Origin of the sequence: Sporichthya polymorpha DSM 43042 (genome assembly GCF_000384115.1) — a bacterium.
Classification (GTDB): Bacteria; Actinomycetota; Actinomycetes; order Sporichthyales; family Sporichthyaceae; genus Sporichthya; species Sporichthya polymorpha.
The window spans coordinates 4,370,226-4,391,830 of the sequence record NZ_KB913029.1; the positions used below are offsets into that span (position 1 = coordinate 4,370,226).

23 protein-coding genes, 1 tRNA gene and 2 pseudogenes are annotated in these 21,605 nt (G+C 72.6%); 18 read left to right on the plus strand and 8 right to left on the minus strand.

The genetic code is table 11. The features are described from left to right. Nucleotides 1-385 precede the first annotated feature (385 nt). The 11 genes and pseudogenes from SPOPO_RS30945 to SPOPO_RS36085 form a co-directional block, all read left to right on the plus strand. Nucleotides 386-1,243: pseudogene (locus SPOPO_RS30945) on the plus strand (ParA family protein); the annotation flags it as partial. A gap of 34 nt (nt 1,244-1,277) precedes the next feature. Next, nucleotides 1,278-2,222, plus strand: a complete 945-nt coding sequence (locus SPOPO_RS30950) for a segregation and condensation protein A (RefSeq protein ID WP_019877095.1) — start codon at nt 1,278-1,280, stop codon at nt 2,220-2,222. Then, nucleotides 2,219-2,884: an SMC-Scp complex subunit ScpB gene (gene scpB / locus SPOPO_RS0121270; RefSeq protein ID WP_019877097.1), complete on the plus strand. Its 666-nt coding sequence runs from the start codon at nt 2,219-2,221 to the stop codon at nt 2,882-2,884. The genes SPOPO_RS30950 and scpB overlap by 4 nt, the downstream gene beginning before the upstream one ends. Next, complete coding sequence (locus SPOPO_RS30955) at nt 2,884-3,957, plus strand: pseudouridine synthase (RefSeq protein WP_019877098.1); 1,074 nt, start codon at nt 2,884-2,886, stop codon at nt 3,955-3,957. The genes scpB and SPOPO_RS30955 overlap by 1 nt, the downstream gene beginning before the upstream one ends. A gap of 105 nt (nt 3,958-4,062) precedes the next feature. After that, nucleotides 4,063-4,425: a chorismate mutase gene (gene aroH / locus SPOPO_RS0121280; RefSeq protein WP_019877100.1), complete on the plus strand. Its 363-nt coding sequence runs from the start codon at nt 4,063-4,065 to the stop codon at nt 4,423-4,425. 10 nt (nt 4,426-4,435) lie between these two features. Continuing rightward, on the plus strand, nt 4,436-5,512 hold the full coding sequence (locus tag SPOPO_RS0121285; RefSeq protein ID WP_019877101.1) for a prephenate dehydrogenase: 1,077 nt from the start codon (nt 4,436-4,438) through the stop codon (nt 5,510-5,512). 83 nt (nt 5,513-5,595) lie between these two features. Continuing rightward, nucleotides 5,596-6,282, plus strand: a complete 687-nt coding sequence (gene cmk / locus SPOPO_RS0121290; RefSeq protein ID WP_051098677.1) for a (d)CMP kinase — start codon at nt 5,596-5,598, stop codon at nt 6,280-6,282. 10 nt (nt 6,283-6,292) lie between these two features. Further along, nucleotides 6,293-9,406 (plus strand): ATP-binding protein, encoded by a 3,114-nt coding sequence (locus SPOPO_RS0121295; RefSeq protein ID WP_019877103.1) that lies wholly within the window; start codon nt 6,293-6,295, stop codon nt 9,404-9,406. A gap of 26 nt (nt 9,407-9,432) precedes the next feature. After that, nucleotides 9,433-9,822: a cupin domain-containing protein gene (locus tag SPOPO_RS0121300; RefSeq protein WP_211211097.1), complete on the plus strand. Its 390-nt coding sequence runs from the start codon at nt 9,433-9,435 to the stop codon at nt 9,820-9,822. 122 nt (nt 9,823-9,944) lie between these two features. Beyond that, nucleotides 9,945-11,399 carry a ribosome biogenesis GTPase Der gene (gene der, locus SPOPO_RS0121305; protein WP_028984995.1) on the plus strand — a complete coding sequence of 485 codons (1,455 nt, stop codon included), beginning with the start codon at nt 9,945-9,947 and terminating at the stop codon, nt 11,397-11,399. A 257-nt stretch (nt 11,400-11,656) separates the two neighbouring features. After that, a complete protein-coding gene (locus SPOPO_RS36085; RefSeq protein ID WP_211210939.1) occupies nt 11,657-11,767 on the plus strand; it encodes a TraR/DksA C4-type zinc finger protein in 111 nt (36 codons plus the stop codon). Nucleotides 11,768-11,830: 63 nt separating this feature from the next. Here SPOPO_RS36085 and SPOPO_RS0121310 read toward each other — a convergent pair whose 3' ends face one another. Next, a complete protein-coding gene (locus SPOPO_RS0121310; RefSeq protein ID WP_019877108.1) occupies nt 11,831-12,559 on the minus strand; it encodes a mycothiol-dependent nitroreductase Rv2466c family protein in 729 nt (242 codons plus the stop codon). Continuing rightward, the gene (locus tag SPOPO_RS0121315; RefSeq protein WP_019877109.1) at nt 12,556-13,227 is read right to left on the minus strand and encodes a group I intron-associated PD-(D/E)XK endonuclease; all 672 of its coding nucleotides are present in this window, start codon (nt 13,225-13,227) and stop codon (nt 12,556-12,558) included. The genes SPOPO_RS0121310 and SPOPO_RS0121315 overlap by 4 nt, the downstream gene beginning before the upstream one ends. Before the next feature lie 225 nt (nt 13,228-13,452). Between SPOPO_RS0121315 and SPOPO_RS0121320 the strand changes: the two genes are divergently transcribed. Both SPOPO_RS0121320 and SPOPO_RS0121325 read left to right on the plus strand, forming a co-directional pair. Then, a tRNA-Pro gene (locus SPOPO_RS0121320) sits at nt 13,453-13,526 on the plus strand. An 89-nt stretch (nt 13,527-13,615) separates the two neighbouring features. Next, nucleotides 13,616-14,329, plus strand: coding sequence for a hypothetical protein (locus SPOPO_RS0121325; RefSeq protein WP_019877110.1), 714 nt, complete (start codon nt 13,616-13,618; stop codon nt 14,327-14,329). 7 nt (nt 14,330-14,336) lie between these two features. Here the strand turns inward: SPOPO_RS0121325 and SPOPO_RS0121330 are convergent, their stop codons facing one another. Continuing rightward, entirely contained in the window at nt 14,337-14,648 is a 312-nt protein-coding gene (locus SPOPO_RS0121330) for a hypothetical protein (protein WP_019877111.1), read from the minus strand. Between the two features lie 223 nt (nt 14,649-14,871). Between SPOPO_RS0121330 and SPOPO_RS0121335 the strand changes: the two genes are divergently transcribed. The 3 genes from SPOPO_RS0121335 to SPOPO_RS0121345 all read left to right on the plus strand — a co-directional run bounded on the left by SPOPO_RS0121335 (nt 14,872) and on the right by SPOPO_RS0121345 (nt 16,311). After that, the gene (locus SPOPO_RS0121335; protein ID WP_019877112.1) at nt 14,872-15,297 is read left to right on the plus strand and encodes a hypothetical protein; all 426 of its coding nucleotides are present in this window, start codon (nt 14,872-14,874) and stop codon (nt 15,295-15,297) included. Between the two features lie 221 nt (nt 15,298-15,518). After that, nucleotides 15,519-15,890 carry a hypothetical protein gene (locus SPOPO_RS0121340; protein ID WP_019877113.1) on the plus strand — a complete coding sequence of 124 codons (372 nt, stop codon included), beginning with the start codon at nt 15,519-15,521 and terminating at the stop codon, nt 15,888-15,890. Between the two features lie 4 nt (nt 15,891-15,894). Further along, nucleotides 15,895-16,311: a hypothetical protein gene (locus SPOPO_RS0121345; protein ID WP_019877114.1), complete on the plus strand. Its 417-nt coding sequence runs from the start codon at nt 15,895-15,897 to the stop codon at nt 16,309-16,311. A gap of 12 nt (nt 16,312-16,323) precedes the next feature. On the opposite strand, the gene SPOPO_RS35335 is transcribed toward SPOPO_RS0121345, so the two are convergent. After that, a complete protein-coding gene (locus SPOPO_RS35335) occupies nt 16,324-16,614 on the minus strand; it encodes a hypothetical protein (RefSeq protein ID WP_019877115.1) in 291 nt (96 codons plus the stop codon). A 4-nt stretch (nt 16,615-16,618) separates the two neighbouring features. Then, a pseudogene (locus tag SPOPO_RS36090) lies at nt 16,619-16,918 on the minus strand (maleylpyruvate isomerase N-terminal domain-containing protein); the annotation flags it as partial. A gap of 39 nt (nt 16,919-16,957) precedes the next feature. On the opposite strand from SPOPO_RS36090, the gene SPOPO_RS0121355 reads away from it, so the two are divergent. Continuing rightward, the gene (locus tag SPOPO_RS0121355; protein WP_019877116.1) at nt 16,958-17,959 is read left to right on the plus strand and encodes a phosphotransferase; all 1,002 of its coding nucleotides are present in this window, start codon (nt 16,958-16,960) and stop codon (nt 17,957-17,959) included. Here the strand turns inward: SPOPO_RS0121355 and SPOPO_RS0121360 are convergent. Both SPOPO_RS0121360 and SPOPO_RS0121365 read right to left on the minus strand, forming a co-directional pair. After that, the gene (locus tag SPOPO_RS0121360) at nt 17,890-18,480 is read right to left on the minus strand and encodes a GNAT family N-acetyltransferase (protein WP_019877118.1); all 591 of its coding nucleotides are present in this window, start codon (nt 18,478-18,480) and stop codon (nt 17,890-17,892) included. The genes SPOPO_RS0121355 and SPOPO_RS0121360 overlap by 70 nt on opposite strands. 31 nt (nt 18,481-18,511) lie before the next feature. Beyond that, nucleotides 18,512-20,158 carry an HNH endonuclease signature motif containing protein gene (locus tag SPOPO_RS0121365; RefSeq protein WP_019877120.1) on the minus strand — a complete coding sequence of 549 codons (1,647 nt, stop codon included), beginning with the start codon at nt 20,156-20,158 and terminating at the stop codon, nt 18,512-18,514. A gap of 145 nt (nt 20,159-20,303) precedes the next feature. On the opposite strand from SPOPO_RS0121365, the gene SPOPO_RS0121370 reads away from it, so the two are divergent. After that, nucleotides 20,304-20,879, plus strand: a complete 576-nt coding sequence (locus SPOPO_RS0121370) for a hypothetical protein (RefSeq protein ID WP_019877121.1) — start codon at nt 20,304-20,306, stop codon at nt 20,877-20,879. 30 nt (nt 20,880-20,909) lie between these two features. Here SPOPO_RS0121370 and SPOPO_RS0121375 read toward each other — a convergent pair whose 3' ends face one another. Then, nucleotides 20,910-21,536: a TetR/AcrR family transcriptional regulator gene (locus SPOPO_RS0121375; protein ID WP_019877122.1), complete on the minus strand. Its 627-nt coding sequence runs from the start codon at nt 21,534-21,536 to the stop codon at nt 20,910-20,912. Nucleotides 21,537-21,605 lie beyond the last annotated feature (69 nt).

Sequence of the window (21,605 nt, forward strand, 5' to 3'; positions counted from 1 at the left end):
AGTAACATCAGCCCCACCGGCAACACAATGCGAGGACGTTGTCAAGGACCCTCGCGACACGCCGCGCCGGTGCCGCGGAACTGCACCTGCAGTGGTGGACCCTGAACGGGACGACCAGTGCCCTCGCGGAGAAAGTCGGCAGCACATGACGGAGAAGTTCGGATCGCGATTCGCCGCCACCGCACGGGCCGACGAGTCGTTCCCGCCCCTGCCGACGGCACGGGCCGTGGTCCCCAAGGACCGCTGGTCCCCGAACCGTCCGTCGAGTCACGTCGACCAGGAGGCCCTCGCCGAGGACCCGGTCTTCGGCGTCGAGTCGACCCACGCGGCGCCGACCGTGACCGCCGAGCCGACCGAGGCCGCCGAGCCGAGCAAGTCAGCCGGCAAGCTCGGCCCGACGGGCCGTCCGCTGCCGCACTTCCCGGAGCCGCCGCCGCTGGAGCACCACGGCCCGGCCACCGTCATCGCCATGTGCAACCAGAAGGGCGGGGTCGGCAAGACCACGTCGAGCATCAACCTGGGCGCCGCGCTGGCCGAGTACGGCCGCCGCGTCCTGCTCGTCGACTTCGACCCGCAGGGTGCGCTCTCCGTCGGTCTGGGGATCAACCCCCACGAACTCGACGTGACGATCTACAACCTGCTCATGGAGCGCGGGACGCGCCTCGAGGACGTCCTGCTCAAGACGAACGTCGACGGCCTGGACCTGCTGCCCTGCAACATCGACCTGGCCGCGGCCGAGGTCCAGCTGGTCAACGAGGTCGCGCGGGAGCAGAGCCTGTACCGGGCGCTGCAGCCGGCGATGGCCGACTACGACGTCATGATCATCGACTGCCAGCCGTCGCTGGGCCTGCTCACCCTGAATGCCCTCACCGCGGCGCACTCGGTGATCATCCCGCTGGAGTGCGAGTACTTCGCACTCCGCGGCGTGGCGCTGCTCACGGACACGATCGCCAAGGTGCAGGAGCGGCTCAACCCGGACCTGCGCCTGGAGGGCATCCTCGCGACGATGTACGACTCGCGGACCGTCCACGGCCGTGAGGTCCTCAGCCGCGTCGTGGAGGCCTTCGACGACGGCGTGTTCCACTCGGTGATCGGACGGACCGTCAGATTCCCGGAGACCACGGTCGCCGGCGAGCCGATCACCACCTACGCGTCGTCCTCGACGGGCGCCAAGGCCTACCGCCAGCTGGCCCGGGAGCTCCTCGCCCGGCCCCAGGGGGAACGGACCACGCATCGCCGCTGACGGCGCCGGCCCCGGCGTCGGTTAAGGTTCCCCGGTGGACTCCGCCCTCGATCCCGGACTCGATCCCGGTCTCGAGGCCCCCGAGGCGGTCCCTGCGTCGGATGAGGTTCCTGAGACGGAACTGGACGCCGCCCGCGAGGGCGACGGCAAGTTCCAGGTCCACCTCGGAGTCTTCGAGGGACCCTTCGACCTCCTGCTGAACCTGATCGCCAAGCACAAGCTCGACATCACCGAGATCGCGCTGGCGAAGGTCACCGACGAGTTCATCGCCTACATCCGCGCCCAGGGCTCCGAGTGGGACCTGGGCGAGACCAGCGAGTTCCTCGTCGTCGCGGCGACGCTGCTCGACCTCAAGGCGGCCCGGCTGCTGCCCGCGGGCGAGATCGACGACGAGGAGGACCTCGCGCTGCTGGAGGCCCGCGACCTGCTGTTCGCGCGGCTGCTGCAGTACAAGGCCTACAAGCAGGTCGCGTCCCGCTTCGAGAGCTGGATGGCGCTGGAGTCCCGGCGCTACCCCCGGACCGTGGGGCTGGAGGAGCCGTTCGCCTCTCTGCTGCCTGAGGTCCTGATCGGCCTGGGCCCGCAGGAGTTCGCCGCGCTCGCGATGAAGGCGATGGAGCCCAAGCCGGAGCCGGTCGTCTCGATCGCGCACCTGCACATGCCCAAGGTGAGCGTCCGCGAGCAGGCCGCGGTGCTGGTCGAGCGCCTGCGCCACTCCGGGGCGTCCACGTTCCGCGCGCTCGTCGCCGACGCGCCCGACACCCTGACCAAGGTCGCCCGCTTCCTCGCCCTGCTCGAGCTCTACCGCGAGCAGGTGGTCGGGTTCGAGCAGCTGACGCCGCTGGGGGAGCTCCACGTCCGCTGGACCGGGACCGACGACGCCGAGGTCGAGGTCACCGACGAGTTCGACGAGGCACCCGCCATTCCGCACCAGCCGGGCCCCACCCAACCGGGCGCCTCAGCACAGGAGGGGTCATGAGCATCGACACCCACATCGAGGCCGAGGAGGCCGTCGAGACCACCGTTGGAGATGACATCTCCACCGAGGGCGACGACGAGCTGCCGGCCGGGGGAGTCGGGAGCCCGGAGGGGCCGTCGCTGCGGGCGGCGATCGAGGCCGTGATGCTGGTCGTCGACACCCCGGTGGACGCGACGATGCTGGCCCAGGTGTGCGAGCGGCCCCCGACGGAGGTCGAGGAGTGCCTGCGGTCCCTGGCGGAGGAGTACGCCGCCGAGGGCCGGGGGATCGCGCTGCGTGAGGTCGCCGGCGGTTGGCGGTTCTACACGCGGGAAGAGTGCGCGCCGGTCGTCGAGCGGTTCGTCCGCGACGGCCAGCAGACGCGCCTGACGCAGGCGGCGCTGGAGACCCTCGCGGTCGTGGCGTACCGGCAGCCGGTCAGCCGGTCGCGGGTGTCCGCGGTGCGGGGCGTCAACGTCGACGGCGTCATGCGGACGCTCCTCGCGCGCGGCCTGGTCGAGGAGGCCGGGGCCGAGCCCGAGAGCGGCGCGACGCTGTACCGGACCACGAACCTGTTTCTCGAGAAGCTCGGGCTGAACTCGCTCGACGAGCTGCCGCCGCTCGCGCCGCTGCTGCCCGACCTCACCTCTCTCGAGGGCGACCTCGACCTCCCGAGCTCCTAGTGGACGACGACATCAACGACAACATCAACGACAACATCAACGACAACGACGACGTCGACACCGCCGACGACCCCACCGCCGAGGGCATGCCGGTCCGCCTGCAGAAGGTGCTCGCGGCCGCGGGGCTCGGGAGCCGCCGCGCCTGCGAGGACCTGATCGCCGCGGGCCGGGTGGAGGTCGACGGGCGGATCGTCACCGAGCTCGGAACCCGCGTGGACCCGGACACGGCGATCATCCGCGTCGACGGCTCGCGGCTGCCGACGCGCTCGGGCATGACGTACCTGGTGCTGAACAAGCCCAAGGGCGTCGTGTCGACGATGAGCGACCCGGAGGGTCGCCCGTGCGTCGGGGACTACGTCCGCGACCGCAAGGAACGGCTCTTTCACGTCGGGCGCCTCGACACCGACACCGAGGGTCTGATCCTCCTGACGAACGACGGCGAGCTGGCGAACCGCCTGTCGCACCCGCGGTACGGCGTCACGAAGATCTACTTCGCCGACGTGCCCGGCCCGCTGCCGCGCGACCTCAGCCGGACACTGAAGGGCGGGGTCGAGCTCGAGGACGGCATCGCGCGCGCCGACAAGTTCCGCCAGATCGGCCTGGTCGGCGGGCGGGCGCAGGTGGAGATCGAGATCCACGAGGGCCGTACCCACATCGTGCGCCGGATGCTGGAGGCCGTCGGGCACCCGGTGTCGCGGCTGGTCCGCGTCCAGATCGGCCCGGTCAACATGGGCAACCTCGCCCCGGGCCGGATGCGCCACCTCACCACGCACGAGGTCTCAGCGCTGCTCACGGCCTCCGAGTCGACCGACAAGTCCCGCAAGCCCCCGGCGAAGGTCGCCGGGAAGACAGCCGCCAAGCCCGCCGCGAAGCGAGGTGGCAAGCGGCCCGACCCGGCGAAGAAGAACGTCGGGGCCCCGTCGGTCCGCAAGGCGGCCGCGGAACGCAAGGCCGCGGCGAAGCAGGCACCCGCAAAGAAGGCACCCGCAAAGAAAGCTCCCGCGAAGAGGACCGCCGCCAAACAGACTCCCGCGAAGAAGGCCGCACCCCGGCCGAAGCGTCCGCGCAGCTAGGGTTTCCCCGGCCGTCTTCTCCGGCGTGGCGCGCCCTTCGCGGACCCGGGATGGGCGCGCCACGCAGCAGAAGATGAGCCGGCGGCGGCGAGGAGAGGTTAGAACGTGGCGGTGCGGGCGATCCGCGGTGCGGTGCAGCTGGACTCCGACGAGCGGGAGCACATGCTCGCGTCGGTGGCGGAGCTGGTCGGGGCGGTGCTCGAGCGGAACAAGCTGGCCGTCGACGACCTGATCAGCATCGTGTTCACGGCGACGCCGGACCTGCACTCGGAGTTCCCCGCGGTCGGGGCGCGGGACATCGGGATCACCGACGTGCCGCTGCTGTGCGCGCAGGAGCTCGAGATCGCCGGGGCGATGCCGCGGGTGATCCGGCTGCTCGCGCACGCGGAGACCGAGCTGACGAAGGCCGAGATCTCGCACGTGTACCTGCGCGGTGCGGTGGCGCTGCGCAAGGACATCGCCCAGTGAGCCGGGTTCCGTGAGCGAGCTCCCGGCCCTGGGCAGCGTCCTGGTGGTCGGGACGGGGCTGATGGGCACCTCGGTGGCCCTCGCCCTGCGCGGCCACGGCGTCGAGGTGCACCTGACCGACCGGGACCCCGCGGTCGCGGAGATGGCCGCTGCCTTCGGGGCCGGCATCGTCGCGGGTCCGGACACGCCCCCGGCCGACCTGGCCGTGATCGGCGCCCCGCCGGCGGCCGTGCCCACCGTCCTGGCCGACCTGCAGCGCCGCGGCGCCGCGCGCGCCTACACCGACCTCGCCTCGACGAAGAGCGGCCTGCAGCGCGCCCTGGAAAGCGCCGGCGCGGACGCGACGACCTTCGTCGGCGGCCACCCGCTGGCGGGCAGCGAGCGCTCCGGGCCGACGGCGGCCCGGGGCGACCTGTTCGAGGGCCGGCCCTGGGTGCTGACGCCGTCGACGGACAGCGCGCCGGAGGCCGTGGCGGCCGTGCGGGAGCTGATCCGGCTCTGCCGCGCCAACGCCGTCGTCATGGACCCCGAGGCGCACGACCGCGCCGTCGCGCTGGTCTCGCACGCGCCGCAGGTGCTGGCGAGCCTGGTCGGCGCCCGGCTGGTCGACGCCCCGGAGGACGCCGTCCAGCTGGCCGGGCAGGGTGTCCGCGACGTCACGCGCATCGCGGCCTCGGACCCGGCGCTGTGGACCGAGATCCTCGGCGGCAACGCGACCGCGGTGGCGGACGTTCTCGACGGCGTCGCGCGGGACCTGGAGGCGGTCCGGTCGGCGCTGCGGGCGGGAGACGTCTCGCCCGTGACCGCCGCGCTGCAGGCCGGGAACGCGGGCCGGGCGCGGCTGCCCGGCAAGCACGGCGGGGAACCCGCGAAGTACACCTGGGTACCGGTCCTGGTGCCCGACCGGCCGCGCGAGCTGGCGCGATTGATGACCGACGTCGGTGACGCGGACTTCAACATCGAGGACCTCGAGATCGAGCACTCGCCGGGTCAGCCGGTGGGTCTGGCGCGCATCGCGGTGCGGCCGGATCGGGCGGAACCGCTGGTCGCGGAGCTGCGCTCGCGCGGTTGGACCGTGCATTGGTGAGCGTCACAAGGTCGTTTTCGCAGGTCAACGCCGATTTAGAGGTAGGATGGTCACCCGTGGAGACCGCGCCGATCGTGCTCGCGATGGACGGACCTTCGGGGTCCGGCAAGTCCAGCGTCTCCCGTGAGGTCGCCGCGACCCTCGGATTCCGGTACCTCGACACCGGCGCCATGTACCGGGCGATCACCTGGTGGATGCTCCGTGAGGGCGTGGACGTCGCCGACGCCGAGACCGTCGGCGCCCTGGCCGGCAAGCCCGAACTGCTGATCGGGACCGACCCGGCCGCCCCGTCCATTCGGGTCGACGGCACCGACGTCTCCGCCCCGATCCGGGGCCGTGAGGTCACCGGAGCCGTGAGCGCGGTCAGCGCCGTGCCGGCCGTCCGCGCCCGCCTGGTCGCGATGCAGCAGCAGATCATCGCCGGGACGCTGGAGCAGGGGCAGGGGATCGTCGTCGAGGGCCGGGACATCGGCACCGTCGTCGCCCCCGAGGCCCCGGTGAAGATGTTCCTCACCGCCTCCGCGGACGCCCGCGCCAGCCGCCGCACCCGCGAGATCCTCGACACCGGCGAGAACGCGACGGTCTCCGAGATGCACGCCGACATGGCGCGCCGCGACCGACTCGACTCCTCCCGCGCCGCCTCGCCGCTCACCCAGGCCCCCGACGCGGTGCTGCTCGACACCACCACGCTCGACAAGGACGGCGTCGTGGCTGCCGTTCTGGAGCAGGTCCGCCGTACGCTGCTGCAGCCGGTGAGCGGCACGTCCTGACGGAGGCGGCATGACCGTCCGCATCTCGTTGCTGGGCGGTCTGCGCGTCCTCGTCGACGGACGTGAGATCGACGCCTGGCCCGGACGACGCCCGGCCGAACTCGTCGCGCTGCTCGCGCTCGCCGAGCGCCGGACGCTCCTGCGCGACCAGGTACTCGACGCGTTGTGGCCGGCCCTGGAGCCGGAGGCGGCCGCCGCCCAGCTCCGCAAGGCGGCCCACCACGCCCGGCAGGTGCTCGGGCGGGACGACGCGGTCGTCCTGGCCGGTGGGCGGGTGACGCTCTTCGCCGGATCCACGGTCGAGACCGACCTCGACGAGTTCGAACGGGCGGCCGCGGCGGCACTCGCCACGGCCGATCCCGCGGCCTGTGCCGCGGCGGCCGAGCTGGCGGACCGTGAACTGCTGCCCGATGCGCGGTACGAGGACTGGGTCGCGGCCCGCCGGGAGCACGTCACCCGCCTCCGCGTCGCCCTGCTCCGGCGGGCGGGGGCGTGGGAAGCGGTCGTCGAGGCCGACCCCGCCGACGAGCAGGCGTACCGGGAGCTGATGCGCGCGGCGCTCGCCGCGGGGAACCGGCACGCCGCCCTGCGCTGGTACGGGCGGCTGCGTGCCGCCCTCGCCCGCGAGCTCGGCCTGCGGCCGGACGCCGAGAGCGTCGCCCTCTACGACCGCTGCGTCCAGGGACTCGCGCCGGAGCGGCCGGCGTTTTCCGGGCGCCAGGTCGAGCTGGCGACCGTCGAGCGTGCGTTGGCGACGGCCGCCGACCGGGGGTCCGGCCTGGTCGCGGTCCGCGGCGAGGCCGGGATCGGCAAGACAGCGCTGTGCCGTGAGGTGCAGTCGATCGCCGCCGAGCGCGGCTGGCAGACCGTCGCCGTCGCCGCCCGAGCCGGCTGCGGCGCCTACGGCCCGCTGGTCGAGGCGCTCGAGGCCGTGGTCACCGCCGACCGCCACCTGCTCGACACGGTGACGGTGCAGGTGCGCTCCACGCTGGCCGAACTGACGGAGGTCGCTGCCCCGGCGCCGCCACCGCCCGCGGGCGTCACCCGGCACATGGTGATCGGTGCGGCCCACCGGGTCCTGATGAGCGGTCCGCGGACCGGCGCCGTGCTGATCGTCGACGACGCCCACCTGGCCGACGACGGGACCGTCGAGGCCTGCGTCCAGCTGGCGCGGACGCGCGGCGCGCGGCCGCTGCTCGTCGTCCTGGCCTACCGGGCCGAGGCGGCGCGGCCGGGCCTGACCACGGGCGTGGCGGGGCTGGCGCACGCGGAGCGCGCCGACGTCCTCGAGCTCGGACCGCTTCCGCCGGAGGATTTGGTGGCGCTGGCCGGCGACGCTCCGCCGGACCGGGTGGCGGCCGTGGTCGAGATGGCCCAGGGCAATCCGTTCTTCGCCCTCGAACTGTTGCGTACACCGGCCGCCGGCGTCCCGCGATCCGTCTGGGACGTGGTGACCGCCCGCTTCCTCGACCTGGACTCCTCGACGGTCGCGATGCTCCGACGCCTCGCCGTCGCGGGCGAGGACCTCGACGTGAACGGCGTGCTCGCCATGACCGGTCTCGGCGAGAGCGACGCGTTCGCGCTGCTGGACGCCGGCCTCGCGGCCGGGGCGCTGGTCGTGACGGGGACGCGCTACCGGTTCCGGCACGACCTGGTCCGGACGGCGTTGATCGAACAGGTGCCGCCGCACCACCGCGTCGCGGTGCACCGCGACGCGGCGCGACGCCTTGCGGACACGGGCGCCGAGCCGGCGGCGGTCGCCCGGCACTGGCTGCTGGGGGAGCGCCCGGAGGACGCGATCCCCTGGCTGCTCGACGCCGCCCGGCGGGCCGTGAAGGTCGGCGCCTTCGCCGAGGCGCTACGACACCTGGACACGCTCGTCGAGCACGCACCCGCGCACCCCGACGGTCTGGTCCTCCGCGCGGAGGCGCTTGACGCACTGGGCGACCCGGGTGCCCCGGAGGCCTACGCGCGCGCGGCCGAGGCCGCGGGGGACCCGCGGGCGCAGGAGATCCGCGCACAGCAGGCGCTCGCCCTCGTCAAGCGAGGTGACCCTCCGTCAGCTCTCAAGGTGCTCGACGGAATCGCGCCGGTGACGGTCGGCGGCCGGATGGCCGAGGCGCTCGCGTGGGCCGGTGCCGCGGTGCTCGGATTTGCGCCGCCGGATGTCGGCACGACGAAGGCAGCCGAGAGCCGACGCCTCGCGCTGCAGTCCGGTGACTCGGCGACACTCGTCATCGCGTCGTGGGCCCAGGCCGCGGCCGCGCACGCGCGCGGGGACCTGCGCAACAGCGTCTGGACAGACCTGCTCGACACGGCCGCGCTGCCCGAGCTCGCGGTCAACGTCTTCGACGGGCACCTGTGCATCAGCCAGCGGCTGCTCTACGGGTCGGCGCCGTACCCCGACGTGATCGCGTTCGCCGACCGGTTCGAGGCCGAGGCGCAGCGGCTCGGCGCGGCAAGGGGGCGGGCCTACGCGGTGACGCTGCGCGGGGAGGCGGAGCTGCTCTCCGGCCGACTCGACGAGGCGGCGACCGATCTGGGGGCGGCCATACGGCTCAGCCGGGGGCTCGGGGGTGCGGTCGGCGAGGCGCTCGCCCTCGAGCGGCTCGCGGAACTGGCGCTGTACCGCGAGCGCGTCGACGAGGCCGAGGCCCTGCTGGACGAGGCGTTGGCGGTGGCGCGGGACTCGGACGTCGGGTTCCACCTGCTCGACCGGATCTACGGGACACGCATCGCCGCGGCGCGCGACCCGGACGCCGCGCTGACGGTGCTGCTCGACGCGGAGGCTTCCGTGCAGGGGCCGCTGGAGACCTGTCCGGGCTGCCGGATCACGCTCGCGGTCCCGGCGGCGATCGCCGCGGCCCGGGCCCGCGACCTGGCGCTGCTGGAGCGATGGGAGCCGGCCGTCGACTTCCTCGCCGACGTCGTCATGCGCCTGCCCGGCTGGTACGCCGCCCGCGCCGAGGTACGCGGCCATGCCGCGCAGGCGCGGCGCGAGCCGGCAGCGGCTCACTTCGCCGAGGCCGCGCGGCGGTTCGCCGAGACCGGCCAGCCCCTCGACGCCGAGCGCTGCGCGGCGCTGGCCGCCGGGTCCGCCGGGTCCGCCGCTGGGAACGTTTGAGGAACGCCGCCGCGCGACCGTCCTCGGTGTCAGCCACCGCACTTCCCGAGGAGCACGCCATGCAGGCCTACACCGCAGAATCCTTGCCCGTCGCCCTGGAGAACGAGGGCATCGAGGTCCGCGCCGCCGAGGCCGGGGACATGACCGTCGGGTTCTTCCGGCTTCGGCAGGGCACCGATCTCGGGCCCGCCTTCGTCGGCCTGCCCGACGATTCCTGCCCGTGCCCCCACTGGGGCTACATGCTCGAGGGCCGCCTGCTGATGCGCGTGCCCGGCGGCGACCAGACGTACGAGGCGGGTCAGGCCTTCTACTGGGGCCCCGGGCACACGCCGTTCGCGCTCACGGACTGCGCCTACGTCGACTTCTCGCCGTCCGCGGAGCTGGCCGCGGTCGTGAAGCACATCACGGGCGGCTGACGGGGCGGGACCGGGCCGCCGCCGCGCCGACTACTGTGAGGCGTGTGAATGGCGGTCCGGAATCCCGGCTCGACCCGGGAGACGACCGAAACACCGGCGTCACCGAGGCCGAGTCCGACGACGTGTACGACAACCAGATCGACGCTGAGCACGAGGCCGAGTACGGCGAGGCGTTCGACGAGAGCTCCTTCGACGAGGACGAGTTCGTCGGCGACGAGGTGCCCGCCTACGAGGGGGACGCCTGGACCGACGACGAGGGCGAGCTGCTTCCGGTCCTCGCGGTCGTCGGGCGGCCGAACGTCGGCAAGTCGACCCTGGTCAACCGGATCATCGGGCGCCGCGAGGCGGTCACCGAGGACACCCCGGGTGTGACGCGCGACCGCGTCGCGTACGAGGCGAACTGGAACGGCCGGCGGTTCACGGTGCTCGACACGGGCGGCTGGGATCCCGAGGGCGAGGGTCTGCGGGCGTCGATCACCGCGCAGGCCGAGCGGGCCGTGGCGCTCGCGGACGCCGTGCTGTTCGTCGTCGACGCGACGGTGGGCGCGACCGACCACGACGAGGCCGTGGTGAAGATCCTGCGCGCGGCGCGCAAGCCCGTCGTGCTGGCCGCGAACAAGGTGGACGGCCCGGCGACCGAGGCGGACGCGGCGATGCTGTGGTCGCTCGGCCTGGGGGAGCCGTACCCGGTCTCGGCGCTGCACGGTCGCGGTTCCGGTGACCTGCTCGACGCCGCGATGGAGGCGCTGCCGACCGAGCCGACCCACGGGCACCGCATTCTCGGCGGCCCGCGGCGCGTGGCCCTGCTGGGCAAGCCGAACGTCGGGAAGTCCTCGCTGCTGAACAAGCTGGCGGGGGAGCACCGCGTCGTCGTCGACGCGAAGGCCGGGACGACCGTCGACCCCGTCGACGAGCTCATCGAGCTCGGCGGCAAGACGTGGCGCTTCGTCGACACGGCCGGCATCCGGCGCAAGGTCAACACGGCGTCGGGGCACGAGTACTTCGCCTCGCTGCGCACGGCGGCCGCGCTGGACAAGGCCGAGGTCGCCGTCGTCCTGATCGAGGCGCAGGAGTCGATCACCGAGCAGGACACGCGGATTCTCTCGATGGTCGTCGAGTCCGGGCGCGCGCTGGTGATCGCGTACAACAAGTGGGACCTGCTCGACGACGAACGCCGGTACTACCTCGAGCGCGAGATCGAGCGCGACCTCGTCCGCGTCCCGTGGGCGCCGCGGGTGAACATCGCGGCGCGGACCGGCCGACACGTCGACAAGCTCGTGCCGGCGATCGAGACCGCGCTCGAGTCCTGGGACCAGCGCATCCCGACCGGGCGGCTCAACAGCTTCATCGGGACGCTCGTGGCCGCGCACCCGCACCCGATCCGGGGCGGGCGCCAGCCGCGCATCCTGTTCGCGACGCAGGCCGCGACGCGGCCCCCGCGGTTCGTGCTGTTCGCGTCGGCGTTCATCGAGGCCGGGTACCGCCGGTTCATCGAGCGCCGGCTCCGCGAGGAGTTCGGGTTCGTCGGGACGCCGATCGACATCTCGGTCCGCGTCCGGGAGAAGCGGAAGCGCTGAGCGGCGACATCGACCCCGTCGACATCAACCCCGACGACGCCGACCCCGTCGACGCCCTGGCCGCGGAGGAGACCGAGACCCGGGAGCGCCTGGCCGGTCTGCGCCGCGAGTTCGGCCAGATCGTCGACAGCGCCGACACCGCCACCGACGACGAGCACGACCCCGAGGGCACCACGGCCTACGACCGCGCGCGCACGGCGACGCTCATCGAGTCGGCCGAGCGGCACCTGACCGAGATCGCGGCCGCCCGTGAGCGCGTGGCCGCGGGCACCTACGGGACGTGCGAGCGGTGTGGGCAGGCCATCCCGCCCGCGCGCCTCACGGCCCGCCCGACCGCCCGGACCTGCGTCGCGTGCGCGTCCCGCTGAAACCCCCCAACGTCAGCGGGATCGGTCGCTATAGCGCGCGGTCTCGCTGACGTTGCCGGTGTTTCAGCGCTTGAGGCGGCGGCTGCCGGCGTGCCAGTCCTCGACCTGGCCCACCTCGCCGGGCTCGACACCGAAGGCGCGGAGCTGGGGCCGCTCGCGCAGACTCCGCTTGAACTCCGAGAAGCCCGGGAAGCGCGCGAGGGCGACGACGTGGTCCCAGAGTTCGACGGCCTCGGCGTCGCTGGGCCGCCGGCTGATGACGGGGCCGAAGAACGCGCTTCCGCCCGGTGGCTCGACGTGGAGAATCGGCGTCCCGACGTCCCGGCCGGTCAGGCTCAGGGCCGCCTCGGTCTCGGCCCGAATCTCGGCGTCCTCGGACTCGTCGTGCAGGGCGACCGCGAGCTGCGGCGGCAGCCCTGCGTCGGCGAGGATGCCCTCGACGAACGGGACCTCCCGGGCCGGGTCGAGCATCGGCAGGTCCTCGGCCCAGGGCCGGCGCTCCATCAGGGCCTGGCCGATCGCGGCCTGCAGCGGGTCCAGCGCCGCCGCCCCGTGCTCCCGCCGCGCCCGCGCCGCCACCCGGAGCAGTCGCAGCCCCGCGTTGTGCCCCGCCTCGTACTCCGGCGGGAAGTGGCTCGCATAGTCGAGGTGGGAGTTCATGATCCGCAGCGAGACCAACCGCCACTCGACCCGGTACTCCCGCGCCGCGATCACCTGCCGGACCCACGTGCTGGTCAGCCACGCGAACGGGCAGACCGGGTCGAAGTAGAAGTGCAGATCGGCGTCCGTCATCCGGACCCTCGGCAATCGTCGTCGACGCGGTAGGCGGAGTAGGCCGACAGGTGGATCTGGTGACGTCCACCGACTGCCGCCAGGGGAAGCACATAGTAGTGACGGTCACCGTCGACGACGAAGAAGAAGTCGATCTCGTCGGCGCCGTAGACGGTCCGGGACCTCCGGGTCGTCGACAGCCACACGGTCCAGCTCGACCCGGCGCGCACCGTCGTCGTCTTCACCTGGATCCGCAGCATGGTCGCGTCCCGCGTGACCAGCAGGTCGTACCGGCACGGCTCCGTCGGCCAGGCGACGTCCCAGCCGCGCAAGGCGAACCACGCGGCCGCCAGGTGCGCGCCGGCCCGGGCGAGGTGCGCCGGATCCGCGGACGGCCACAGCGACGAGAACTCATGGGACGCCTGCCCCGGGCCGAGATGCGTGACGTCGAGCGCCAACCGTTCGGCGTGGGCGCGCAGCGTTCGTTCGCTCGACCCACCGACCAGACCGAGCGCCCGCGCCACCTCGCCCCAGGTCCGTGCGGCGGCGACGGCGTCGGACAGCTCCGCATCGGTCCACCGGCGTCCGCCGCTGAAGTGGCGGTAGTCGAGGCCCAGACGGTCGGCGTGGGTGCGGGCGGAGCGAATCGCCGCGCCCGATGTCGCGGCGAGCCCCAGCGCCTGCAGCACGCCGCGCCAGGAAGAGGACCTGGCAACGGCCCCGCGCGGTGCGGCTGGTCGGGCGTCCACGGCACCCCTTCGGCTCGGATGCACGCAGTCCAGCACCCGGCTCCGGCAGCGAGATCCACGCCGACTTCCCGCGGCCCGGACACCTCCGGCGTGGCTGAGGAGGGAATCGGGTTCGGCTCCCGCAGGGCGATGCGATACCGTCATCGCGCTCGGTTCGCCGGGCTTCGGGCTGTAGCGCAGCTTGGTAGCGCACTTGACTGGGGGTCAAGGGGTCGCAGGTTCAAATCCTGTCAGCCCGACCGGGAAATCGCAGGTCAGAGCCACCTTCGGGTGGCTCTTCCGCTGTCCGGGGCCGATCGCCGACCCCACCCGCCTTAGGCTGCGCCGGGTGGAGGAGATCGTCCGGAGCCGGCGCGGGGAGGATCCGCTCGCGGCGGTGCACGGGGCGCGGCGGGGGCTGATCGCGGCGCGGACGGCGCGGCTGGTCTACCGGCGGGAGCCGGACCCCGCGCAGGTGCAGCCGCCGACGGGGCGGTTGGCGCGGTTCGTCCGGACGTTGACCGGGGCCGGGCAGCCGCTGGAGGCGCACGGGATCCTCGACCTGAACCAGCCCGGGGCGGCGTACGACTACGGCGAGTTCGCCGTCACCGAGATCGGCGCGAACATCTGGGGGAGCAACTCCGGACTGACGCTCGCCGACCTGCCCGTCGACCCGGAGAACCGGCCGGGACCGCTGTGGTTCCTGGGCGCGGTCGAGTTCCTCAACGACGCGGTCGACGACGGGCTGGACGAGGTCGACGGCGAGCCCTGGCGGCGAATCCGCGTCAGCGCCGACGTCACCGTCGGACCCGAGGTGCGGGTGGCCGAGACCGCGCCCGCCATGGCGTGGGTCCCGGCCCTGCCGCGCCCGGACGCCCTCGACCTCACCGTCTGGACCGACGGCCACATCCTGCGCCGGATCGCCCTCGTCCTCGGCGATCGCCTGCTGACCCTGGAGTTCCACGATCCCGGGGTGATCGTGGCCGGCTTCGACTGGTCGCACCTGTCGACGTTCCGGACCAACGTGGCCGAGGACCCGCGCTGCCGCCCGAACCAGGTCTGACCCGGAGTCAGCGCCGGCGCAGCGTGCGCTTCGGCTTCTCCGGGGCCGGGCCGAACAGCGGCCAGCCCTTGCGGTGCCGGGCCCCCAGCTCCCCGGCCAGGACGAACAGGATGGCGCCGCCCACGGCCCCGAGCCCCGCGGCCGCGTCCCGCGCGACGCCGGAGCCGTCGACCAGCAGATCGCCGAGCAGACCGCCGAGGACCGCACCGCCCATGCTCAACAGCGCCGTCGTGACGACGCCGAGCGCGTAGCGCCGCTTGCGCGAGACCTTGCGCCACAACGCCGCACCCAGCGCGAGGACCACGACGATCCGGATCACGGCGGCACCTCCGCAGACGAACGCCGGACGGGACGACCGACGCCAGCGACCCTAACCGCACCGCCCGAGGTACCACGGCAGGTGGCGCGCCGTCCGGCAAACGACCGATCTGACCGTGTGAGATGTCGCCCGTCAAGATCCACGACTGATCCACAACGGGCCCGGGAAACCCCGAACCCGAAGCGCGCGCCGCTCGCGGCGCCCGACTGGGAGGGGAACCCGAATGAAGCGCTTGCACCTCGCGACCACCGCCGTCCTCACCGCCGCGCTGGCCGTCCCGGCCGCGCCCGCGGTCGCCGGGACCGGCTCCGACAGCCGCGCCGCCGTCGCCGGCCAGAGCCAGGGCTGGGACGACCGCAGCGACCGGGACCGCCGGGACGGCGACCGTGACCGGCACCGCCACCAGCACTGGCGCGGCTTCACCGTCGTCGGCGTGATCGAGGACGTCGACCTCGACGACCGCGAGATCCGCGTCGATCGGCGCCGGGGATCGGACCGTACGCTTGAGGTCCACCGGTTCACCCGGATCCGCATCGACGGCGATCGCGCCCGCCTCGCCGACCTGGCGGAAGGCGACCGCGTCCTCGTCCGCGGGGTCAAGAAGCACGGCGACCGGTACGCCCTCCGCATCTGGGCCGACCGCGACTGACCCTCGCGGAACCATCTGCACCACCAGACACAACGCACGAACGGCCGCGGGCAGTGCCCGCGGCCGTTCTGTGTCGTCCCACCCGTCCCAGGCGGGCGACAGAAATCTGACGGGGTCCCACATTTCAACCGCGTCCGAGGAGTGATCTTGAAAGTCACCGGGAACAGCCAGGCCAGGACCCCGCGCCGCACTGACGGCGCCCCTGCGTTGAGGAGACACCGATGCGTTCGTCCTTGACCGCGACCGCAGTACTCAGCCTGACCCTGATCGCTCCCGCGCTACCCGCAGGTGCCGCGGGCACCTCGGCCTCGACATCCGCCTCTCCGACATCCACCCAGGCCACGACCACCACGACCACCCGCACCTTCGAGGTCCGCGGGGAGATCGACGACATCTCGCTGCCGAACCGCCGGATCCGGGTGGACCGGGACCGCGGGTCCGACGTGGACGTCAAGGTCACGAAGTCGACCTTCATACGTCTGAACGGCGACCGGGTCGGTCTCCGCTCCCTCGACGAGGGCGACCGGATCTACGCCCGTGGAGTTGTCAAGAACGGCGTCCGTTACGCAACTTTCATCTCCTCGGAGGGCTGACTACATGCGCACAACCACGAACCGAGCCACGCTGGCGGCGACCGTGCTGCTGACCGTCGGCCTGATCGCGCCCGCGTCTCCGGCCACGGCCGTCGCCGGCACTCCGGCGGCGGACCAGCAGACGACCGTTTCGTACGCGCAGAGCGCGAACTCCGAGCAGGCGGTCACCGACCGCCGGCGCCGCTGGCGGGGCTTCACGATCGCCGGCACCCTCGAGGACAAGAGCCTGCGTCCGCGCCGGATCGAGATCGACCAGCGGCGCGGCCCGGACCGCCGGGTCACCGTGCGCAGCTGGACGAAGATCTACCGCAACGGGGACCGCGTCGGCCTGCGCGCCCTGCGCGAGGGCGACCGTGTCTACGTGAAGGGCATGCGCAAGAACGGCGTCCGCTACGCGCTCAAGATCTGGGCCCAGAGCTGATCTGAGCGTCCGTCAGCCGAAAGGCACACCTTCGAGCCAGAACTCCAGCAGCGACGCGTTCCCGACCACATCCAATTGGTCGGGGGCGCGTCGTCGATAGACCATCAGCAGCAGGTCGGTGACCGGACCGCGGACCGCCACCGCCGATTTCTCGTGTGCCCGCCGCCAGGTGATGGCCTGCCCGGTCAGGTCGAGGACCCACTCGGCGTGCAGCTCGGGATCCGTGTCGGTGGCGTGCCGGTGCACGGTCCGCCCCGGACCGAGCAGCGCCTCCGCCTCGTCGGTGTCGGCCGTCGGGCCCACTCTCCTCGAGGGCCGCCGCGAGCAGTTCGCCGCTCTCGGCGATCCAGGGGGCGAGGACGGTCGGGTCCTCGTCGACGTAGGAAGAGAGGTCCCGGAAGTGCTGGTCGACGGGCGGCTCCGTCGCCCGGGTGCTGATCAGCTCGGCCGCCCACCGGAGGCCGCCGCCGAGATGCCGGACGACCTGCCCGACGTTCCAGCCCGGGCAGGACCCGGCCGGGGTCGTCAGGTCTGCGCCGGCGAGGTCGTCCGCCAGGTTCCGGGCCTGGTCGCGAATGGCGGCGGAGTACCGCTCAACGGTCAGCACAGGTGCACGCTAGGGCACTGATGCGACAGGATTCCGGACGTGGCCCTGCCGACCGCCGCCGAGGCCGCCTCCGTGGCCGAACTTCTCGCCGCCGCCACCGACCGCGAGCCGATCCTCGACGCCGCCGGGAAGTCCGGGGCCCGGCTCGAACGGGTCCGCATCGACGGCGTCCCGCACGTGGTCAAGTACGTCGACCTCGACTCGGACTGGACCATGCGCACGGCCGGCTGCCTCGTCCCCGCGGCGCTGCAACTGTGGCGGCGGGGTGTGCTCGCGTGCCTGCCCGACTGCATTGACCAACCCATCGTCGGCGTCGCGGCGTCCGAGCGTGGCGCGGCCCTGCTCATGCGCGACGTCGGCGACATGTTGGTGCCGGTGTGCGACGATCCGATCGATCTGCCGACCCATCGTCAGTTCCTTGCGCACATGGCGGCCGTGCACGCCGCGTTCTGGGACGCCGGCCCGGAGTGCGACGTCGTCCCGACCACCCACCGCTACCTCGACCTCTCGCCCTGGCTCGCCGAGGCCGAGGCCGAGAGCGGAGGCGACGACCTGGTGCCGCGTCTGGTCGGGCAGGGCTGGCCATTGCTGGAGCAGGTCGCCCCGACTGCCGCCGCGATCGTCACGCCCCTGGCTTGGGATCCCGGGCCGCTCGTGCTCGCCCTCGCCGAGACGCCGCAGACGTTCGTCCACGGCAACTGGAAGCTCGACAACCTCGGTGTGAACCCGGACGGGCGCACCGTCCTCCTCGACTGGGAGATCCCGGGCCGAAGTCCCGCCCTGGCGGACCTCGCCTGGTACCTGGCGATCAACTGCCGCCGGCTGCCGGAGTCGAAGGAGGCGACGATCGCCGCGTACCGCGACGCCCTCGCCGCGGCGGGCGTCGACACCGAGCCGTGGTGGGACCGCCAGCTCGCCCTCTGCCTCCTCGGCGGCCTCGTGCAGTTCGGCTGGGAGAAGGCGTTCGGCGGCTACGACGAGGAGCTGGCCTGGTGGGAGGCCCGGGCCGTCGAGGGCGTGGCGGTGCTCGCGAGTCGGTAGAGGACGTGCCGGCGCAGGGGAGAGTCGACCGCGACGCGGGGGTGCTCGAAGTCCTCGTCCGGATCGCACGTCATCCCGAGCCGTTCCATGACCGCCCGCGAGCGCACGTTGACGGTGGCAGTGAAGGAGACGATCTCAGCGAGGCCGACGGTCTCGAAGCCGTACTGCATCGCCGCCCGCGCCCCCTCGGTCGCGTAGCCGTGGCCCCAGGCCGACCGCGCCAGTCGCCACCCGACCTCGACCGCGGGCGCGAAGGGGGCGTCGAACGTCGGGTCCCAGAGTCCGACGTACCCGATGAACTCCGGCTCGCCGACCACCTCGACCGCCCAGAGCCCGTAGCCCTTCGTCGCGAACGACGCCTCGATCCGGTCCACCAGATCGTCGCTCTCGGCCCGCGTCATCGGACCGAGGAGGAACTCCGTCACCTCTGGGTCCGCGTTCATCTCCGCGAACGGCTCGCGGTCCGACTCCCGCCATCCCCGCAGCAACAGCCGATCGGTCGACAACACGGGCGCGTTCATGCCACAAGCCTAGGTAGGGCGCAGCGACCGCTCAGAACGGCGGTTCGTCGTCGGGTCCGGGTGCCGGTGTCGCGGTCGCCCGCGTCGAAGCAGCCCGGGCCCAGGGTGTGGGTGCGGGTTGTTCGAAGTCGGGGGGTTCGTCCCCGACCGGTGGGGGTGGTCGGGTGATGAACACTTGTCCGGTGGGGGTGGTCCAGGTCAGGACCCCGTGCTCGTCCTGCGAGCACGTCCATCCCGGCATGTGTTTGATCCGATGGTGGAACTTGCACAACGCGGAGAGATTGAAATAGACCGTCCGGCCGCCGATCTCGAAGGCGATGGTGTGGTCCAGTTCGCACCGGTCGGCCGGGACCCGGCAACCGGGGAACCGGCAGTGCCGGTCCCGCGCCCGGATCGCCCGCTTGAGCCTGGCCGGGGGTCGGTAGACGTCGGCGCGGGAGTTGTAGTCCGCGAGCAGCGCGGCGATGTCCACCGGCACTGACGGGTGATACACCGTCAGGTCCGCCTTGGCCCGCGCCCGCGCCGCCGGGATCCGTTCCCCACCTTGAACCTGCACGAACCCGGAGTCCTCGGCCTCGTCGCTTGAGGTGGGGCCCGTGGTGGAGTTCGTCGGGGTGGGCTGCGTGCTCCCGTGCATGTGCACGACGTAGCCGACGCGGGGGTCCTGGTTGCCGGGGCGGGTGATCAGGTCGACCGCGGCGTCGGCCTTGCGCTGATCCAGGGTCCTCGGGTCGCCGGGGACCTTCAGGCGGGCGGCGGCATCGATCACCCCGTAGACCGCCATGGCTTCCTCGGCCGGCAGCAGCAGGGAGATCCAGGCCATCCCGTCCCCGGCCGGGCTCATGGAGACGCGGCGTTCGGTGCGGGCCCGCTCGTGGCGCTTACGCGCGGCGGCGGGGTCGAGTTCCTCCACCCGCTTACGGACCCGGCGCCCGAACGAGGCCGGGGTCAGGCTCTTGGCCTTGTCCAGGCAGTCCCGCTCGACCCGCGCCGCGTCGGCGACATTCAGGTCCCGGGTCTCCTCCCACAAGACCTTCGCCGCCCGTTCGGTGAGCACCCCGGCCTCCAGGGCCTTCAAGGTCTCGGGCAGGCGCCGCAACAACCCCGAGGCGAAATCACTGCGCGCGCGGGCCGCGGCCGGGGACAGGTGCAACACCACCCCGAGCTCGGCCGCGGCGGAGGACTCCGCGGCCTCGATCACCGCTTCGAGCTCCTCACGGGTGGCGCCCTCGGCCGCGGCCTGCGCGACCGCAACCGCGGCCTCCTGCGCCCGCTGCATCGCGAACTCCGCCATCCCCCGCAACTCAGCACCGTTGCACCGGGCCGCATCGGCCCGGGAGCGGACGATGCGCTGGAGCATCCCGTCGGTGGTGGCGTACTCCTGCTCCCACAACGCGAACGCGGTCGCTTCCCGCTCCCGCCACCGCTCCGCATCCGCGGCCGAGAACGACCTCTCCGTCTGCTCGGACTCCTCACGCGAGCACCGGTCGAGCAGCGCCGCGACCTCCGGCGGCGGGTCGTCCCACACCCGCGCGTCCGCCTCCGCGAGCACCCGCGCCAGCGTGGCCTCCACATGCTCGGCGGGCGGCTCGTCGTCCGGAACGTGCCACAGACCCGCGCGCAGCTCAGCGAGGTCGATCCCGTCGACCTCATCCGATTCGATCAGCTGCTCGAACATATGTTCGAAGTTTAGCGCCGCATCGATCCCACCGCAAGACCTTGATCACGACGATTTCGGAAGGGTGCTGTTGACCCCGACGACACATGTTTTCGTTCGAGCGGTCGGTCCACGCGGCAGGGGAGTGGTGGCGCAGAATGATCGCGTGAGTGAGACGCCGGGCGACGAGGGTCACCAGTACGAGGACCGCGAGTTCACAGGACGGGTACCCGGACCGCTGAACCGGCAGTGGATGCTCGCCGCCGCGGGGGCGTTCGTGGTGGTCGCGATCGTGGCGATCGCGGGGGTCGCGAGCTTCTGGGACGAGGACCCCGACCTCGAGGACCGGGCGACCGGAGCACCGCCGCCCCGTGAGTACGGCGGGCCGCTGTGGTTCACGGTCGGCGCGACGGACGAGACGCAGCTCGTCACCAACACGCTCCCGCGCGGCGTGCCCGGGCCGGGTTCGCCCTACAACGGCGTCGCGAAATACCTCACCGCGGAGAACTGCTTCACCGACGGCACCAACCTGCTGGTCTGGCCGCGCGGCTCACGGCCGCTGACCGCCAACGGCCGCGCCGGCGTCAACCCCGGCGACGGCGTCGACATCTTCGACGGCGACTCGTTCAGCGCCAACGCCGAGACGGTACTCATCGAGACCGCCCAGGAGTTCCCCGCAGTGCCCGACGCGTGCGCCCCCAGCGGCAACGCGCTCTCGCTCAGCGCGGTCAGCAAGAGCTGAACCCGGCAACCTGGGCGAACTGATCACCCGTCAGGACGAGACGACGAGCCGGAGCAACCGCTCCACCGACTCTTCGAGCTCGGCCGCGGCGCCCGTCGGGTCAGTGGTCCACCGGGTCAGCGCCTGCAGGAAGAGTCCGTCGAACGCGGCGTACAGCGCCTTCGACGACAGCAGGGGAGTCGCGCCCGTCAGGTCGGTATAGCGACTGACGACCCGCCAGATCATCTGCTCGAGGCCGGCGTCGATCTCGGCCACGTCGGCCCGGAAGACGTCCTCGAACATGCTCTGGTTCCGCAGGTCGTACCAGAGCCGGTGCATCGCGGCGTCGTCCCGCAGCGTCGTCGCCATCGCCACCGCGAAGCCGCGGGCCAGTGCGTCGCCATCGGTGGCAGAGTCCACGATCTCGTCGTAGCGGCTCACGCACTCGGCCTTGTACTGCCGGACGCTGTGCGTGATCAGGTCGACCTTGTCGCGGAAGTAGTAGTGCAGGACGCCGTGCGAGAAGGCGCTGTTCGCCGCGATCTCGCGCAGGCTGGTCCGCGCGTACCCGAGCTCGGCCAGCGTGGCCCGGGTGGCGGCCGCCAACTCGTCCCGGCGCGCCGTGAACTTGTCCACCAGGCGCGCCGACACCCGATCGCCGGGAACGGTCTCCGTCATACGCCCAATGAAATCGCAGGTCAGGGCGAAACTCCAGCTTATCTTGGGCAACTGTCAAAGAAACTCTTG

Coding starts and splice junctions, on each gene's coding strand:
- SPOPO_RS0121345 (WP_019877114.1), top strand. CDS start 15,895: ATGCGCACAACCACGAACCGAGCCACGCTGGCGGCGACCGTGCTGCTG.
- SPOPO_RS0121295 (WP_019877103.1), top strand. CDS start 6,293: ATGACCGTCCGCATCTCGTTGCTGGGCGGTCTGCGCGTCCTCGTCGAC.
- scpB (WP_019877097.1), top strand. CDS start 2,219: ATGAGCATCGACACCCACATCGAGGCCGAGGAGGCCGTCGAGACCACC.
- SPOPO_RS0121365 (WP_019877120.1), bottom strand. CDS start 20,158: ATGTTCGAGCAGCTGATCGAATCGGATGAGGTCGACGGGATCGACCTC.
- SPOPO_RS0121375 (WP_019877122.1), bottom strand. CDS start 21,536: ATGACGGAGACCGTTCCCGGCGATCGGGTGTCGGCGCGCCTGGTGGAC.
- SPOPO_RS0121335 (WP_019877112.1), top strand. CDS start 14,872: ATGAAGCGCTTGCACCTCGCGACCACCGCCGTCCTCACCGCCGCGCTG.
- SPOPO_RS0121340 (WP_019877113.1), top strand. CDS start 15,519: ATGCGTTCGTCCTTGACCGCGACCGCAGTACTCAGCCTGACCCTGATC.
- SPOPO_RS0121360 (WP_019877118.1), bottom strand. CDS start 18,480: ATGAACGCGCCCGTGTTGTCGACCGATCGGCTGTTGCTGCGGGGATGG.
- SPOPO_RS0121310 (WP_019877108.1), bottom strand. CDS start 12,559: ATGACGGACGCCGATCTGCACTTCTACTTCGACCCGGTCTGCCCGTTC.
- cmk (WP_051098677.1), top strand. CDS start 5,596: ATGGACGGACCTTCGGGGTCCGGCAAGTCCAGCGTCTCCCGTGAGGTC.